This window comes from Sphingomonas sp. UYAg733, assembly GCF_054057355.1.
In genome coordinates this window covers 384,716-401,130 of record NZ_JBSRZE010000002.1, presented here as the reverse complement: position 1 = coordinate 401,130, position 16,415 = coordinate 384,716, and the positions used below count along the sequence as shown (strand labels likewise).

Annotated in this window: 17 protein-coding genes; 4 read left to right on the top strand and 13 right to left on the bottom strand. The window is 64.6% G+C overall.

Features of this window, described 5'->3' with window-relative positions:
• Positions 1–2: 2 nt before the first annotated feature.
• Positions 3–1,421, bottom strand: coding sequence for a pseudouridine synthase (locus tag ACVWZA_RS06980; RefSeq protein WP_457310444.1), 1,419 nt, complete (start codon positions 1,419–1,421; stop codon positions 3–5).
• Between the two features lie 141 nt (positions 1,422–1,562).
• Here ACVWZA_RS06980 and ACVWZA_RS06975 point away from each other — a divergent pair, with 141 nt between their 5' ends.
• Complete coding sequence (locus tag ACVWZA_RS06975; RefSeq protein WP_457310443.1) at positions 1,563–1,994, top strand: response regulator; 432 nt, start codon at positions 1,563–1,565, stop codon at positions 1,992–1,994.
• A gap of 10 nt (positions 1,995–2,004) precedes the next feature.
• Here the strand turns inward: ACVWZA_RS06975 and ACVWZA_RS06970 are convergent, their stop codons facing one another.
• Positions 2,005–3,144: an aromatic ring-hydroxylating oxygenase subunit alpha gene (locus ACVWZA_RS06970; protein WP_457310442.1), complete on the bottom strand. Its 1,140-nt coding sequence runs from the start codon at positions 3,142–3,144 to the stop codon at positions 2,005–2,007.
• A gap of 64 nt (positions 3,145–3,208) precedes the next feature.
• On the opposite strand from ACVWZA_RS06970, the gene ACVWZA_RS06965 reads away from it, so the two are divergent.
• Positions 3,209–4,549 (top strand): AmpG family muropeptide MFS transporter, encoded by a 1,341-nt coding sequence (locus ACVWZA_RS06965; protein ID WP_457310441.1) that lies wholly within the window; start codon positions 3,209–3,211, stop codon positions 4,547–4,549.
• Positions 4,546–5,295, top strand: a complete 750-nt coding sequence (locus ACVWZA_RS06960) for a tetratricopeptide repeat protein (RefSeq protein WP_457310440.1) — start codon at positions 4,546–4,548, stop codon at positions 5,293–5,295. The genes ACVWZA_RS06965 and ACVWZA_RS06960 overlap by 4 nt, the downstream gene beginning before the upstream one ends.
• Positions 5,296–5,406: 111 nt before the next feature.
• Here ACVWZA_RS06960 and ACVWZA_RS06955 read toward each other — a convergent pair whose 3' ends face one another.
• Positions 5,407–6,156 (bottom strand): helix-turn-helix domain-containing protein, encoded by a 750-nt coding sequence (locus tag ACVWZA_RS06955; protein ID WP_457310439.1) that lies wholly within the window; start codon positions 6,154–6,156, stop codon positions 5,407–5,409.
• A gap of 45 nt (positions 6,157–6,201) precedes the next feature.
• Between ACVWZA_RS06955 and ACVWZA_RS06950 the strand changes: the two genes are divergently transcribed.
• Positions 6,202–8,184, top strand: coding sequence for a hypothetical protein (locus ACVWZA_RS06950; protein WP_457310438.1), 1,983 nt, complete (start codon positions 6,202–6,204; stop codon positions 8,182–8,184).
• A 378-nt stretch (positions 8,185–8,562) separates the two neighbouring features.
• Here the strand turns inward: ACVWZA_RS06950 and ACVWZA_RS06945 are convergent, their stop codons facing one another.
• From ACVWZA_RS06945 to ACVWZA_RS06900, 10 genes are all read right to left on the bottom strand, one after another.
• The gene (locus ACVWZA_RS06945) at positions 8,563–9,072 is read right to left on the bottom strand and encodes a DUF6869 domain-containing protein (RefSeq protein WP_457310437.1); all 510 of its coding nucleotides are present in this window, start codon (positions 9,070–9,072) and stop codon (positions 8,563–8,565) included.
• A 77-nt stretch (positions 9,073–9,149) separates the two neighbouring features.
• Complete coding sequence (locus ACVWZA_RS06940; RefSeq protein ID WP_457310436.1) at positions 9,150–9,626, bottom strand: DUF6628 family protein; 477 nt, start codon at positions 9,624–9,626, stop codon at positions 9,150–9,152.
• A gap of 68 nt (positions 9,627–9,694) precedes the next feature.
• Positions 9,695–11,041 carry a bifunctional folylpolyglutamate synthase/dihydrofolate synthase gene (locus ACVWZA_RS06935; RefSeq protein ID WP_457310435.1) on the bottom strand — a complete coding sequence of 449 codons (1,347 nt, stop codon included), beginning with the start codon at positions 11,039–11,041 and terminating at the stop codon, positions 9,695–9,697.
• Between the two features lie 167 nt (positions 11,042–11,208).
• Positions 11,209–12,066 carry an acetyl-CoA carboxylase, carboxyltransferase subunit beta gene (accD, locus tag ACVWZA_RS06930; RefSeq protein ID WP_457310434.1) on the bottom strand — a complete coding sequence of 286 codons (858 nt, stop codon included), beginning with the start codon at positions 12,064–12,066 and terminating at the stop codon, positions 11,209–11,211.
• Positions 12,063–12,866: a tryptophan synthase subunit alpha gene (trpA, locus tag ACVWZA_RS06925; RefSeq protein WP_457310433.1), complete on the bottom strand. Its 804-nt coding sequence runs from the start codon at positions 12,864–12,866 to the stop codon at positions 12,063–12,065. The genes accD and trpA overlap by 4 nt, the downstream gene beginning before the upstream one ends.
• Before the next feature lie 118 nt (positions 12,867–12,984).
• Positions 12,985–13,263 (bottom strand): NIPSNAP family protein, encoded by a 279-nt coding sequence (locus tag ACVWZA_RS06920; RefSeq protein ID WP_457310540.1) that lies wholly within the window; start codon positions 13,261–13,263, stop codon positions 12,985–12,987.
• 46 nt (positions 13,264–13,309) lie between these two features.
• A complete protein-coding gene (gene trpB, locus ACVWZA_RS06915) occupies positions 13,310–14,554 on the bottom strand; it encodes a tryptophan synthase subunit beta (protein ID WP_457310432.1) in 1,245 nt (414 codons plus the stop codon).
• A gap of 99 nt (positions 14,555–14,653) precedes the next feature.
• Positions 14,654–15,292 carry a phosphoribosylanthranilate isomerase gene (locus ACVWZA_RS06910; protein ID WP_457310431.1) on the bottom strand — a complete coding sequence of 213 codons (639 nt, stop codon included), beginning with the start codon at positions 15,290–15,292 and terminating at the stop codon, positions 14,654–14,656.
• A 55-nt stretch (positions 15,293–15,347) separates the two neighbouring features.
• On the bottom strand, positions 15,348–16,022 hold the full coding sequence (gene pyrF / locus ACVWZA_RS06905; RefSeq protein WP_457310430.1) for an orotidine-5'-phosphate decarboxylase: 675 nt from the start codon (positions 16,020–16,022) through the stop codon (positions 15,348–15,350).
• Entirely contained in the window at positions 16,019–16,381 is a 363-nt protein-coding gene (locus ACVWZA_RS06900) for a hypothetical protein (protein ID WP_457310429.1), read from the bottom strand. Before ACVWZA_RS06900 ends, pyrF begins: the two co-directional genes overlap by 4 nt.
• Positions 16,382–16,415 lie beyond the last annotated feature (34 nt).

Here is a 16,415-nt window from a genome sequence, read left to right as displayed (position 1 = left end):
GGTTACTTCCGGGTCCGCGGCGCTTGCGTGCCGCCACCCGGCTTGCGGCCGGTGCCGGGTTTGGTCGGGCGCGACGAGGGGCGCGGTGGCCTGCCATCGGGTGCGCGATCGGGGCGTGGCGCGCGCGCGCCCTTGGCGTCCGGCTTGGAACGGACGTTGCGGCCGAGTTCGGCATTGAACACGCGCTTGGGCCGCTCGCCGGGAGCTGGCGCCGCGCCCTGTTTGGGCTTGGCGTCGTAGAAGCGCTTGGGCTTGATCGCCGCGCCGGGTTCGCGCGGGGTCTGGCGTTCGCTTTGGGTGTAGGTCGTGTCGGGTGTCCAGCCGGCCGGTTTCTGGCCGCCCGGCCTTTGAACTCGGGGTGCGCGTGGTGGGCGGGCATCGGTGAAGGATTCGCGGTCGGCGCGCGACGCGGCGGCGCGGTCGATACGCGGCGCTGGGGCTTTCACGCGGGCGCGGACGGACGCGGGGGCGGGCCGCTTGTCGCCGATGTCGACTGGTACGGGGCGTGGAGAATCGCTGCGTTGAGATTTTGGCACAGCAGACGCGGGGCGCCCTTCTCCCATAGGCTCTCCCCTGCGGGGCGATGGCGAAGGGGCGCGTCTGGCTCCCGCGACGACCGGCGTCGGTTTCGGGCGTGCGCTGTACTTCTCGTCCTGCTTGAGGCGTTCGGGTGGCGGGTTGCGGGTCGGGTTCTTGCGGAACGCGGCGACGTCGTGCGAGCGTACTTCGCCGACCTCGCCCGGCGGCAAGTCGCCGAGCACGAACGGGCCGTACCGCGTGCGGATCAGGCGCGAGACCTTCAATCCGAGATATTCGAGCACGCGGCGTACTTCGCGGTTCTTGCCCTCGGTCAGGATCATCTCGATCCACACATTCGCGCCGGTGCGGCGTTCGAGATTGGCGTTGATCGACCCGTGGCGCACGCCCTCGATCTCGACGCCGTGGATCAGCTCCTCAAGCTGCGCCTGGGTGACATTGCCGTAAGCGCGCGCGCGATAGGCGCGCTCGACTCCCGTCGCGGGCAGTTCGAGCTGGCGCTTCAACTCGCCATCGGTGGTGAGCAGCAACAGCCCCTCGGTATTGAGATCGAGCCGCCCGACCGGCACGAGGCGCGGCAGATCCCTGGGCAACTTGTCGTAGATCGTCGGGCGACCAGCCGGATCGCGCTCGGTGACGAGCAGCCCCGGCGGCTTATGATAGAGATAGAGCCGCGCAGGCGCGGCCGCCTGGACCGGATTGCCATCGACCGTCACGCCGGCAAGCGAGGTGAGGATCGTCGCGGGCGTATCGATCACGACGTCGTTCAGCGCGACGCGCCCTTCGGCGATCATGCGTTCGACCTCCCGGCGGGAAGCGATGCCGGCGCGTGCGAGCATCTTGGCGATGCGCTGCTCTTCTTTGGGTGTGTTGGTTTGTGCCACGTTCAGGCTGATACAGGCAAAATGCGGGGTGACCCGAAAAAAATGTTGCGACGGATCGCGCAGCGGCGCGTTAAGGGACGCAGGCGTAACGAGGTTGGGGGATTTTCCCGCGACCCAAGTGTAAAGGCGGACCCCCGGACGATGTTGTTCGGCAAGAAGAAACGGCGAATTTGCAAGCTGCTGATCGTGGAAGACGAACCCCTGGTTGCGTTCGACACGGAACATTTCCTGCGCGAGGCCGAATTCGAGATCGTCGCGACGGTCGATCGCGTAGCCGATGCGATTGGCGTGATTCGCGATGGGCATGAGATCGACCTGGTGCTGGTCGACATCAGCCTGACCGATGGCAGCGGGCTCGACGTCGCGCGCGATGCGCACAAGCAGGGCATTCCAGTGCTTTTCGTGACCGGTGATTGCCCAATGGGCGGGCAGGACGTCGCGGTCGGATGCCTGTCCAAACCTTATACGCAACGCGACCTGATCGCCGCGATCGATGTGATCGAGGCGGTGCTTCAGGGCAAGAAGGCGAAGCGATTGCCGGCGGGCATGAGGATTTTCGAAAAGGCGGCGTGACGCGCGCTGCTTAGAGTCGGCTCTCCACCTCGTCATGGAAATGCCGCATGCCCGTTTCCAGCGTGCCCAGGGTCAGCCGGTCGATCGCGCCCGAAGCGAGGCCCTCCTGACCCAGGGCGGCGGCGCGGAAATCCTCTGCGGCGAACACGCCGCCGTCGAGCAGGTTCCAGCTCTTCTCCCAATGTGCCAGCGCCTTTTCCGTCGCCGGCGCCTCGGGGATGAGCATGAAATCCTCGACCAGTACGCGGCCTTCCGACTGCGGCATCAGGGTCATCAGGTTCATGTAATCGGGGCTGACGATCAGCACGGTGCCGGGAAAGAGTTGGTACGTGTAGGTCATCGCCGACCGCAGCGTCGGCCAGTCGTCGGATTGCGCTGCGGCCAGCGCGGCTTCGCGCCCGACCACCGATCTTTGATGCGGACCGATGCGGTCGCCGGTCGACACGCCGTCCTTGAAGAACGGCCCGATGGTCGAGGCGTGGAGCCGCTGGACATGATAGCTTTCGAGAAAAGCATCCATGATCAGCTTCCAGTTCGCCGCGACATCATGCGTGCGTCGGCGGAAGAGATACTGGCCGGCCAGGTCGAACGCGTCGAAATCATGGCCCAGCGCTTCGGCTTCGGCAAAATCGGCATGCTCGTCGAACGCAAACCAGATCAGCCCGCCCGCTTCGCGCGTCGGCAGGCGCTTCAGCCCGAACTCGCTTTTGTCGAGCCCGGGAAAAGCGTCCGGCCGGGGCAGACCGGCCAGCACGCCGTCGAGCGTGTAGCTCCACGCATGATAAGGGCAGATCAGGCGCGGCGCGCAGACCGCCTCGCCGCCCTCGACCAGTCGCGTGCCGCGATGCCGGCAGACATTGAGGAAGATATGCGCTTCGCCCTGCTTGTCGCGCGTGATCAACAGGGGTTTGCCGAAGCCGTCATGCGGCACGGCCATATTGGGCTGGGGCAGCAGCGCGGACGGGGCGATGACCAACGGCAGGCGCGAGAAGATCCGTTCCTGTTCGACCTGGTGGCGAACCGGATCGGTATAAGCGCGCGCATCGATATGTGTGATACCCGCGTTTGGGCGCGTGCCGCCATCCGCCAATATGGCGGCGAGCGCGAGCTGACCCTCGGTCGGTCGCATGATCTTCACCGGTGCGTTCATCGACGCTTCCTCTCCCAGTATTTCCCGCTAGTCTCTGCGCCTTGAGCGCGGGGAGCAAGAGTTGATGGACGGTGAGACGGCGAGCGGCACGGGGAGCTGGCTGGACGGGTTGCGCCCCTATGTCGAGAAAGGACCGATCGCGGCGTTCACGCTGGGCATCTCATCGGGCTTCCCGATCGCGATGATCGGCGCGACGCTGACCAGCCGGTTGGCGCAGGATGGACTCGACAAGAAGACGATCACCGCGTTCACGCTCGGCTTTCTGGTCTATAATCTGAAACCGCTCTGGGCGTGGATGGTTGATGGCGTTCGCCTGCCGATTCTCGGCCGGCTCGGGCAGCGCGCGTCCTGGTTGATCTTTGCCGGGCTGCTGGTCGTCGCGGCGGTCTCCAACCTCGCCTTTGTCGATCCGACGACCAATTTGTCTGGCACGATCATCGCCGCGTTGCTGGTCGGTTTCACCGGCGCGACCTTCGATATCGTGATCGACGCCTATCGCATCGAACAGCTCAAACCGTACCAGCTCGGCCTCGGTTCCGGCATGGCGCAATATGGCTATCGCATCGGCAATGTCGCCGCCGCCTCGCTCGCATTGTTCCTCGCGGCGCGGTTCGGCTGGTCGGTCGCCTATCTCTCCTGCGCGGCCTTCGTGATCCCCGCGATCCTGACCGGGCTGTGGCTCGGTGAACCGGAGCGGCATCGCGATCCGGCGGAGCGGCGCGGCCTGCCTGAGATCTTCGCGTCGATCGTCGGCCCGTTCGCTGAATTCTTCAAACGTCAGGGCGCGGTGATCATCCTGATCTTCATCCTGATCCACAAGATCGGCGACACGCTTGCCAATATCGTCCTGCGCCTGATGCTCAACGACCTTGGCTTCAGCAATGACGAGATCGCGATCTACGATGTCGGGGTCGGTTTCTGGACCTACCTCATCGGCGTATTCATAGGCGGTGTGCTCTACGCACGGCTCGGGTTGAAGCGGGCAGTGCTGATCAGCCTCGCACTGATGGCGATTTCCAACGCCAGCTTCGCACTGCTCGCCGCGACCGGGCACAGCAATCTCGGCCTGGCCGGCACGATCGGCTTCGAGAATCTGGCGAGCGGCATCGGCAGCGTCAGCGTCATCGCCTATTTCTCGGCGCTGTGCGACTTGCGCTACACCGCAGCGCAATTCGCGCTGATCTCCGCCGCATCGAGCGTCATCGGGCGTTTGCTGACCGCGACGACGGCGGGTGCGCTGGTCGAGCAGCTCGGCTATGTCCAGTTCTACTGGATGACCACCGCGATCGCCTTTCCCGGCGTGTTCCTGTTCTGGTGGATGAGCCGAGCGGGAATCATCGACCGCTCGATCGGGGATGCCGGTATGGCGGGCGAAGGAGATGCCAGCGCCGGTCCCGCCGCATGATCATCTATCTCGCGATCCTCGCCATCCAGGTCATGCTGATCATCGATGTGATCCGCAACGGGCGGAACCAGTTGTGGATCATGGCGCTGATGTTCCTGCCCGGGCCGAGCACGATCGCCTATCTGGTGATCGAGGTCTATCCGCGGCTGCAGGGCAACCGCCACGTCCGAACCGTGCGGGCGAATGTCGTCGCCAGAATTGACCCCGAGCGCGAGGTGCGCGCGGCGCGAGACGCGCTCGACCTTGCGGATACCGCCGCCAATCGCATTCGGCTCGCCGACGCGCTGGCCGAGCTTGGACGCTATGACGACGCACTGCCGCTTTATCGAGAGGCGACCGCGCGTGCGCCGATCGATATGCGCACCGCGGAGAAGCTGGCGCGTGCGCAGTTCGAGACGGGCGCTGCGGCCGAAGCGCTGGCCACGCTCGATGCCAACCCGGCGCCGACCACGCAAAGCGACCGCGATCGCCATGGCTTGCTTCGCGCGCGCATTCTCGAAACACTGGGGCGCAAGCAAGAAGCTTTGGCGCTTTACGCCGATCTCGTCACGCGCTTGCCCGGCGAAGAGGGGCGGTGCCGCTATGCCGCGCTGCTGCTCGAACAGGGATGGGACAAGAAGGCGCGCGCCGTGCTGGAAGAGGTCGAGGGCCGGATGAAACGCCTCGACCGGCAGCAGCGCGCGGCGGAAGCCGATATGTACCGCTGGGCGACTGAGAAGCTCGCGGCGCTTCGGGCCAAGGACTGATGTCGTGGCTTTTCCACAAAGCGTTATGACCGGAATCGAACCAGTCGATGTCGTTCCGGCCGCACCGGAACTCCCCGGAAGCGGTGGCTCGATCTGCTTGCGCCTCTACGCTTAACTCAGCTCGCTAAGGCTTTTCGCCCTCGGATCGGCCCTTCCGCCAACATGCGCATGCTGTTCCCTGACGCGCCTGGGCGTCTGCCCCGTTGCCTTTCTGAGCACTCGGCACATATGTGCCTGGTCAGCGAAACCAGCAGTCAGCGCCACTTGCGCGAGCGCCTTATTCCCCCCGAGAGCCAGGATCGCACGCTGCGCCCGAACGCTGACGCGGAAGCTGGCCGGACTAATCTCGAATTCCTGGCGAAAACCGCGGCTGACGCTTCCGGGATGCAGGCCATGATCCGAAGCCCAGGCCCCGATCGACATGTCGGGGTCAGTGAGGATCGCCTGGGCGAGAATATCCGGCCAGTCCTCGATCACGGTGGCGCATGACTGGACCTGATCGAGGAGCGCCGCCGTCGCTTGCACCAAGTCACGTTCGGCAAGACGCACGATCGCGTCGGGATCAGCGATCCGTCCATGGACGGCCATGGCGCGGGGTATTCTCAGCGGCAGCACGAAGACCTCCGCACCGGTGCGAGGCACACGATTCAGATGAGATTCATAGGCGTGGTGGAAGAGCACATCCCCGGCAGCCACGCGATGTCGACCTGTATCCCCCGCCTCCACATACCCACCGGCAAGGACAATGGCCGCGAAGGCATCCGCGTGGCGGTGGCGGGCCAGCAAGTCTCCGGCCGGATGAAGGAGACGGCCGCCAGCCGGCGACACCCGTTGCAGTGAATTACATTCAATATCGCACATCCGAAGTGATTATAACGGGGGGAGCACCAACATTAAAGGCAGGTCATGTCGCCATTATCGGTCAACAGCAGCGGTCTGGCGGCTCCGGGCCATTTACGCCTTTCGGATCAGAGCTTGTTGACCCGGCGCTTCGTCCTCGCCGGCGGGGCGGCTACCATCGTCACCGCCAGCCTGACGACCGGATGGGCGCTTGCCGCTGCGCCGACCACCGCAACGAATGGCGAAGCACTGCTGGATAAAGCTCAGGAGGCGTTCGGCCTCTACGACCTGGCTCTTTCGCGCCGCCATCTGGAAGCCGTCGGCGCGCTGCCCGGTATCGATCGTCCGACGGCCGGGCGCGCCCTTCGAACGCTTGCGGATTATGATTGGCGTTTCGACAGGGATCCGCGCCGCGCAACCAGGCGGCTGGCGCAGGCATTGGCGAAGGAACCAGGGTCGCCGACGACCCTGGTTCAGCGCGCGCGCCTGTTCCATGAGTCCGGTCAGCCGGCACTGGCGCTTGAGGACGTGCAGGCGGCGATCAAGGTGGCAGCGGAAGGAGTCGATCGGTCGAACGCCCTTGTCCTCCATGCGCAGATCGAGACGGATCCCGTCCGGCGAGACCCCAATGCGCCCGCCATGCAGGCGAGGGCGGCTCTTGCTATCACCGATCTGAACGAAGTGCTGCGACGGCAGCCGGGCCGATCCGATGCTGCCGAAGCGCTGGTCGGTATCGGTGTGGCCGCGGGCAACGGCAGTGCGATCCTGAACGGGGTTCTGGCCTATCACTTCATCGCGAACGCGGCGGCCGCGACGGGGATCATGGTCGCGCCGGTTACCGCGCTCGCTTCCCTGGTGCGAGACTGGCGAGCGGCGCCACTGACCAATGAAGAACGCCGGCGACTTGCCCTGGCGCTGGCTGGAGCGAGATTCTACAAACTGGCTGCCCAGGTCGCGGAGCCGGTCGTGGACAAGGACCCCGAACTCCGGGCGCTGATCGCCTATCGCGATTATCTTCTCGCGGTGGCGAGCGTAAACACCAGCTTCTATCCACGCGTCGCCAACGGTCTGCGGAACTACGAGGCGGCTTATGACGCCGCCATGGCGAAACCTGCCGAGACTCTTCTTCTCGCGCTGGATCGAAAGCCACCAACCCAGGATCGAAGTCCGAAGGCGATCCTCGACGTCCTTTTTCCCGTCATCGCCAAACATTTTGGCGCCGAGGGTTATTTCGGAACCACGGTCAATTTCTACGGAATGCTCGCCGGGCACACCGTAGTCGATGACCGCCGCACCGTGCAGCAATACGGCCATTCGGCGGAATTCAGGTTCATCTCGCTGGATCAGATGATCTCCAGGGACTTCACGTCGTGGTACGGGACCACGAATGTGGGCGGATGGGGCACGGAATCGACCATGATCCAGGTAAGGCAGGCCTATCTGACCGCGCCTTACGCCCAGCTGGCCTGGGTCACCGATCCCGCGGCGCTTGCCACGCTGGAAAAGCGTATATCGGTACTGGAACTGGCCGATCTGAAACGCTGCGGGGCAGACCCATATGCCGAGCCGGATGCGGCGCCGCTTCGCATCCGGCTTGAGGCCAGTCGCCGCATCGCGAATGGCCAGAAGCGCAACGGGGCGCTGGATGGGCCGGCAGCGGTCGGTTTCATCGCGGAAGTCCTCCGGCTGACGACCGAGGCCACGGTGTTCGCCCATGAGGGTCGGCATTCGCTGGACCAGACCTATCGTGCCGAGGCGTTCAAGACGATGTCCGACGACGAACGTGAACTCAGGGCCAAATATTCGGAAATCGCCTTCTCGCAGGATCCGCGATATGCGCTGACCGGCAGTATCATCGGCGGTCACCTCGATGAAAGCAGCGGGCACGGCCGGGCCAACCGACGCTTCCGCGAGTTGCTCGTACGGTGGATGGAAGCGCATCGCGCCGAAATCGAGCACCTGGTTCCCGATCGCCCGCTTATCATGCAGATCGACCTTCTGAGCGACGCACAATTGCGCTCGTTCGTGGCGGGGGCCGATAAGTTCTAGGCCGAGCGATCGCCATGGCCTTGCTTCGCGCGCGTGTTCTGGAGACGTTGGGGCGCAAGGAAGAAGCGCTGGTGCTTACGCCAATTACGTTACGCGCCCGCCCGGGCGACTAGGCGCGGTGCCGCTATGCCGCGCTGTTGTTGGAGCAGGGCTAGGACAAGAAAGCGCGCATCGAGCTGGAAGAGGTCGCGGGCCGGATGAAACGCCTCGACCGGCAGCAACGCGTGGTGGAGGCCCATATCTACCGTTGGGCGACTGAGAAGCTCGCGGTGTTGCGTGCCAAGGATTGACGTCGAGACTCTTCTAAAAAGCGCTATGACCGGAATCGCCCCGGTTTCAGCCCTTCACGCCGCGCTGATGTGATCCCGAGAGCCGACTTTACCCGCGCGGGGGCAGTTTGTCAGCGGACGGCTCCTCATGCGGTCCAGTGATGCGGAACTTCTCAATGGCTTCCCAGGCTCTCGGCGCAATGGCGACCTTAAACGGGTTGCTGAGGAGCCAACGGAAGCGAGCCGACTTACGGGCCTCTGCGACGATACGATCGAGTAAATCAAGTGACGGATCGCGAAGCACGTTCTCCAAGTTTCCACACCCCATGAGTGCCAAAAACGCGGGATCGTCGCTTTGTGAGGCGGCTATAATCACATAGGCGAACGCCTTTTCAGGGTCATCAAAGTGGCAAGTAATGATCTCGTCAAAGTCGTCCGCCAACTCGTCGGGCCAAGCACCCGCACCCTCGGTCTCGTATCCCGCGTAAGCGAGAAGTTGCTGACGCATTTGGTCAGCATCTGGCCGAGCCAACGCCCTTTCCAGTTCGCTAGAGTTTGTTTTCGCACTCATGCGGCCAGAGAGTAGCTTGGTCGCCACGCGACTCAAGGTCGGCTTCATATCGATCGCTGTCTAAAGCAGACAGTCTCGAATCCACCAACGAAGACATCCGGGGTTTGCTAAACCAAGGCTGGGACTCATGCCGCGATCGGCCGCCCGGCATCGGCAAACGCCTGAGCGACGGCGGTTGCGCTGGCGAGCACTCCATCGGCGTGACGCAGACCGAGCAGATCGGCGAGCCGCAGATGCGCGGTGTCCGAGGATGTTTCGGCGCGTGCGAGGATGACGAGCAGCGTGTTCTCGGCCGAGGTCATCCGTCCGCAACAGCATGGCGCGATCGCGATCGGATTCTGCGCCGCGCTGGCCAAATCGGCCATGAAGGCGCGCATCAGCACGAGCGGGCGGCGAAAGCTTTCGCCGAAGCCGTTGATCATCGCACTGGTGGCGGGCGCGTCGGTCAAGCCACTCGCCCCCATCCGGCGCATCGCGAACAACGCAAGTCGGGCATTGTGGCAGGGCGGCACGCTATGCGGCAGCAGCGCCGCGTGAGTCATTGTCAGGGCTTGGGTCAGGGCGGCGTTTGGGGTCGGGGGAGACATGGGGGCGGCGGTCATGGCGGGACTCCATTGAGAACCCGCTGATCGTCGCTCGTGCGTTATTGCAAGTCAATAGCAATAAGAAATCAATCCGGTGCTTCGTCGTTCGCCGCCAGCACTTCGCCTGCAAGATAGAGCGAACCGAGGATCAGGATGACCGGTGGTGTGCCTCGTGGATCGCAGCGACGGGCGATGGATCGGAGAGCGTCCGAGACATTCCGTTCGATTGCGGTCGCGCCGATGCCGAGCCGCGCGGCATGTTGCGCGAGGTCGGCGGGGGAATGATGTTCGTGATCCGGCACCGGCACCGCCGTCAGGCTTTCTGCCATCTCCGCGATGGGCCGCAAAAGGCCTTCAGGGTCCTTGTTGGAGAGCATTCCGAGGATGATCTGGATCGGACGGCGGACACCGATCGGGGTTTGGGAAATCTCCGCCAGTGCCGCCGCGACGGCCGATCCTGCCGCCGGATTATGGCCGCCATCGAGCCAGATCTCGCTGCCTTCGGGGAGAAGTGCGGTGAGCGGCCCGTCGCCGAGGCGCTGCATCCGTGCGGGCCAGCGCGCATTCTTTGCCGCGGCGCGATAGGCGGCGGTCGGAATTGCCAGGCGATCCTGATGACGCAGCAGCGCGATGGCGAGCGCGAGATTCTCCGGTTGGTGCGGGCCGGCCAGACGCGGACGTGGCGTTTCGACCGACCCTCGCGCGTCTTCATACGTCAGTCGATCGGCGTCGGCACTGAACGACCAGGCATTGCCCGCCGCCAGTACCGGTGCGCTGGCCGCGCCGGCGACATCGGCCACGCGCTGCGCGATGATCAGCGGATACCGCATGGTGACGAGCGGCACGCCCGGTTTTGCGATGCCCGCTTTTTCGCCGGCGATCTCCTCCGCCGTATTGCCGAGAAAGGATTGGTGATCGACGCCAAGCTGCGCGATGCCGGTGACGATCGGCCGGGCTATGACATTGGTCGCATCGAGCCGTCCGCCCAAGCCGACCTCGATGATGCAGGCGTCGGCCGGCTCGCGCGAAAAAGCCAGGAATGCGGCGGCGGTGGTCACCTCGAAGAAGCTCGCGCCAATTCCCTCGGCATGGTCGAGCACCTCGGCGAGCAGCGTGGCGAGCGGTTCATCCTCGATCAGCCGCCCCGCGATGCGGATTCGTTCGTTGAAACGGACCAAATGCGGGCTGGTATAGACATGCGCGACCAACCCCGCCGCTTCCACGCTCGCGCGCAGGAACGCGCAGGTAGAACCCTTGCCGTTGGTGCCGGCGACATGGATTACCGGGGGAAGGCCGTGATGCGGATTGCCGATGCGCGCGAGCAGCGCGGTGATGCGCTCCAGGCCGAGAATATCGGCGCCGGGGGAAAGCGACCAGAGCCGGTCGAGCTGCGCCTGCACGGCGGGTGATGAAGACGAGGCGTGGTCGGGCATGGCTTACTCAAGCCCCTCCCTTTTAAGGGAAGGGTTGGGGTGGATGCGCGCGTTGGCGCGCCCAAAAGAATATTCGGCATTTGAACCGAAGCGCCGAACGAGGCATCGAACCTCGTCCGCCGCTGCCCCACCCCTTGCCCCTCCCCTGAAGAGGAGGGGAGTGATAGCTAAGCCGCTTTCTTCGCGCACAGATATCCGATCACGTTCGCCACCGTTTCACGCAGTTGTTTACGGTGCGTGACCATGTCGAGCATGCCATGCTCAAGCAAATACTCCGCGCGTTGGAATCCTTCCGGCAATTTCTCACGGATCGTCTGTTCGATCACGCGTTGGCCGGCGAAACCGATCAGCGCACCGGGTTCGGCGATCTGCACGTCGCCGAGCATCGCATAGCTTGCGGTGACGCCGCCGGTCGTCGGGTCGGTCAGTATGACGATATAGGGCAGGCCGGCATCGTGCAGCATCGCGATCGCCACGGTGGCGCGGGGCATCTGCATCAGGCTGAGAATGCCTTCCTGCATGCGCGCACCGCCGGCCGCGGTGAAGATTATGTACGGGCAATTATCCTCGATCGCGTTCTCGACACCGCGCACGAACGCTTCGCCGACCGCGAGGCCCATCGACCCGCCCATGAAAGCGAAGTCCTGCACCCCGACGACCGCCTTATGGCCCTGTATCGTACCGCGCGCGCTGATCAATGCATCGCCTTCATTGGTCGCGGCGCGCGCTGCCTTGATGCGGTCGGCATAACGCTTGGTATCACGGAATTTGAGCGGATCGTCCGGCACCTTGGGCAGCGGGATGATCGTGTAGCTGCCCTGGTCGAAGGTGTAGCTGAAGCGCGTGATCGGTCCGATGCGCTCATGATGCTCGCAATGCGGGCAGACATGGAGGTTCTCCTCCAGTTCCTTGACGAACACCATCTGCCCGCAACCCTTGCACTTGTGCCAGAGATTGTCGGGGGTATCCTTCTTGACCGGAACGACGAACGAGAGCGCGTTACGGACGCTGGTCAGCCAGCTCATGCCAATTCCTTCTTCCGTGCGGCGCGGATCGCCGTCGACAGACTTTCTATATATGCCCGAACCGGGCCGGGTGCAGCCTCGCCATATTCGGCGATCAGTTCGACGATCGCCGATCCGACCACGACGCCGTCCGCGACCCTGGCGATGGCGGCGGCCTGTTCGGGTGTGCGGATGCCGAAGCCGACCGCGACGGGCAAATCGGTCGAGGCTTTCAGCCGCGCAACCGCTTCGTCGATCGACATTTGCGCCGCCTGTTGCAGCCCGGTGATGCCGGCGACCGAAACATAATAGAGGAACCCGCTCGCGCCATCGAGCACGGTCGGCAGGCGCGCCGCGTCGGTGGTCGGGGTGGCGAGACGGATCGGATCGATCCCGGCGGCGCGCAGCGCGGGGCCGAGTTCCTCATCCTCCTCGGGCGGGATATCGACGCAGATCACGCCGTCCACGCCGGCATCCTTTGCCGCGGCGGCGAACCAGTCGGCGCCGCGGATCGTCATCGGGTTGGCATAACCCATCAGCACCAGCGGCGTGTCGGCATGGCGTGCGCGGAATGCCTTGGCGATAGCGAGAATATCGGCGGTCTTCGTGCCCGCCGCGAAGCTGCGCAGGTTTGCCGCCTGGATCGCGGGGCCGTCGGCCATCGGGTCGGTGAACGGCATGCCGAGTTCGATCACATCCGCGCCACCCGCGACCAAAGCGTCGAGGATCGCGGCGGTGGCGGCAGGCGTCGGATCGCCGGCGGTGACGAAGGTCACGAGTGCGGGGTGGCCTTTGCTGAAGGCTGTAGAGAGGCGGGTCATTTCATGAACTTCCTAGCCCTCACCCCAGCGAAGGCTGGGGTCTCGATGAGGCGCGCGGGGCACCCGCCAACGGGGAGATCCCAGCCTTTGCCGGGATGACGGTTTGGGAACTGAGGGCTCATTCGAACACCGGCCGCATGAAGCTGCGGTCATAGCGCAGGATGCAGCCGGTACGATCGGCCAACTCCAGCGCCGCTTTGCACTCGGGATCCAACTGAACGTCGGTGCGATATTTCTCGTACGTCGCGAAGTTCGGGAAACTGAACAACGCGAGCGCCACATCGCTCGCCCCTTCGCCGGGCAGGAAATAGCCGTGATGCGTGCCGCCATATTTGTTGACCAGAGGGATCCAGCGCCGGGCATAATCCTCAAACGCGGCGATCTGCTTGGGGTCGATGACGTAGTTGAGCGCACAGGTGATCGTGACGTCGCGTTTCCCATGGTCAGATGCTCACCCCAAGCGCGTCGGCGACGGTGAAGATGTCCTTGTCGCCGCGCCCGCACAGGTTCGCCAGGATGATCTGATCGCGGTCCATTTCGCGCGCGCGCTTCGCCACCGCGGCGATCGCGTGCGACGGTTCGAGCGCGGGGATGATGCCTTCGGTGCGGCATAGCAGCTGGAACGCATCGAGCGCTTCCACGTCGGTCGCCGAGGTGTACTCCACGCGGCCGATCGAATGCAGCCAGCTATGCTCCGGGCCGATGCCGGGATAGTCGAGCCCGGCGGAGATCGAATGCGCCTCGGTGATCTGGCCGTCATCGTCCTGCAGCAGATAGGTCTTGTTGCCGTGCAGGATGCCCGGTGATCCGCCTGCCAGGCTGGCGGCATGTTCCTTGTCGAGGCCGTGACCGGCCGCCTCGACACCGAGCATCGCGACGTCCGCATCGTCGAGGAACGGATGGAATAGCCCGATCGCGTTCGATCCGCCGCCGATCGCCGCGACCAGCAGGTCGGGCAGACGGTCGATGCGCTTGAGCATCTGTTCGCGCGCCTCGCGTCCGATCACGCTCTGGAAATCGCGCACCAGTTCGGGATAGGGATGCGGTCCGGCGGCGGTGCCGATGATGTAGAACGTGTCATGGACGTTGGCGACCCAGTCGCGCATCGCCTCATTCATCGCATCCTTCAGCGTATGCGCGCCGCTCTTCACCGGGCGAACCTCGGCGCCGAGCAGCTTCATGCGGAACACATTGGGTGCCTGACGCTCGACATCCTTTGCACCCATATAAATCACGCAGGGCAGGCCAAAGCGGGCGCACACCGTCGCGGTGGCGACGCCGTGCTGGCCCGCGCCGGTCTCCGCGATGATCCGCGTCTTGCCCATGCGCATGGCGAGCAGGATCTGCCCGACGCAATTGTTGATCTTGTGCGCACCGGTGTGATTCAGCTCGTCGCGCTTGAACCAGATCTGCGCGCCTTTTCCTTCGGGGGCAGATTCGCGTAGCGCCTCGGTCAATCGCTCAGCGTAATAAAGCGGGCTGGGGCGGCCGACATAATGTTCGAGCAAATCCTCGAATTGCGCGGTGAACGCGGGATCGACCTTGGCCGCGCGGTATGCCTTGTCGAGATCGAGCACGAGCGGCATCAGCGTCTCGGCGACGTAGCGCCCACCGAAATCGCCGAAATGCCCGCGATCGTCGGGCTGGGCACGGAAGGAATTGGGCGGGAAGGGGTTCGCGGCGTTCATGCCGCGCGCTTTACCATCCTCTCCGTTGGTGTCGAGCACAGCCTGTTATCGGGGTACATCTTCCGCTGGCCCGAAACGAACGGAGAGAGGTTCGCGAGGTTAGAGAACTGCCACTGCGGCCAGGAACGCGGCGATCTTCGTCTCCGCCTTCACGCCCGGCGCGCTTTCCACGCCCGACGACACATCCACCAGTGTCGCATCCGTCCGCCGGATCGCCTCGACGACATTGTCCGGATCGAGCCCGCCGGATAGCGCCCAGGGTAGCGGATGGCGAAAACCTTCGAGCAATGCCCAATCGAACCGGACGCCCATGCCGCCGGGGAGCGCCGCGCTATCCGGCGTCTTCGCGTCGTAAAGGATGCGATCCGCCGCGCCGGAATAGGTCACCGCCGCGTCGAGGTCCGCGCGGGTCTTGACCGCCACTGCCGCCCAGATTTCGAGCCCGGTGCGCGCCTTGATTGCGGCCAGCCGGGTCGGGGTGGTCTTATGTAATTGCAGCACATCGAGCCGCCCCGCATCGATCGCTGATTCGATCGTCGCATCGTCGGGATCGACGAACACGCCGACTTTGGCGACATGACCCGGCACCCGCGCGGCAAGCATTGCCGCGCGCTCACGCGACAGGCTGCGAGGGGAGGGCGGGAAGAACATGAAACCGACATGGCTTGCGCCACCCCTGATCGCGGCGTCGAGCGTTTCGGCCGTGGAAAGGCCGCAGATTTTGGCAGTGATTGGCATTGCCGTCCTCTAGCGTCATTCCCGCGAAAACGGGAATCCCGCTTGGATCGGGGCGTTAGAGCGTCGCGCCGATGTCGCGCGCCGCCTGGTCCGGGTCGTCCGCCTGAGTGATCGGCCGGCCGATCACGAGGATCGAGGCGCCGGCGTCGATCGCCTCTCGCGGCGTGACGACGCGCTTCTGGTCGCCGACGCTGCCATTGGCCGGGCGAACGCCGGGCACGACAAAGAAACCCTTTGGCCACAGTGACTTGGCCGCCGCCACTTCTGCGCCGGAGCAGACCACCCCGTCAACGCCGGCCGACATGGCCAGCTCAGTCAGGCGCATCACTTGCTCGTGCGGGTCGCCGACATAGCCGATCGAAAGCAGGTCGTTGTCGTCGAGACTGGTCAGGGTGGTGACCGCGACGACCTTGGTGCCGGTCGGCGCTGCGGCCTTTGCATCCTCAAGCATCGCGCGGCCGCCGGCGGCGTGGACGGTCAGGATCGCCGGTTCGAGTGGACGCAGCGCCTGGATCGCCTTGGCGACGGTATTGGGGATGTCATGGAATTTCAGGTCGAGGAAAATCGGCAGGTCGAGATCGGCCATTTCGCGCACGCCGGCGCGGCCATTCGCCATGAAGAATTCCAGGCCCAGCTTGATCCCGCCGACATGGTGGCGGACTTTTTCGGCGATGGCGTGTGCCTTCGCCATATCGGGAGTGTCGAGTGCGACGAAGATGCGGTTGGTCATGCGACACCCGGCGGTACGGCGGTGGGCACCGCGGCGGGCGGCATCGAAGGGGGCGCAGCCGGTGGTTCCGCGTCGGGGAGGAGCGCGGATGGTGGCGCTGTCGAGGTCGCATCGCGCAGGTCGTTCATCGCGCACTGCGACGTGGAGAGCCGGTTGCGCAGCCGCCAGAGGACCGTGCGATAATAGGCCATCGCCGGCAAGAAGCCGATCAGGAAGATGACGAACAACAGCAGCGGCAGGTTCACCTCGGCGATCAATCCGCCCCATAATTTGAGCGGCACCGTCGTCCAGTTACCGATGGTGAAAATCGCCGCGAGAAAGGCGAGCAGGCACCAGAAGAGGATTTTGAGGAATTGCATGGCGCCCACGCTAACGCGGGCGGCGGCGATTGGC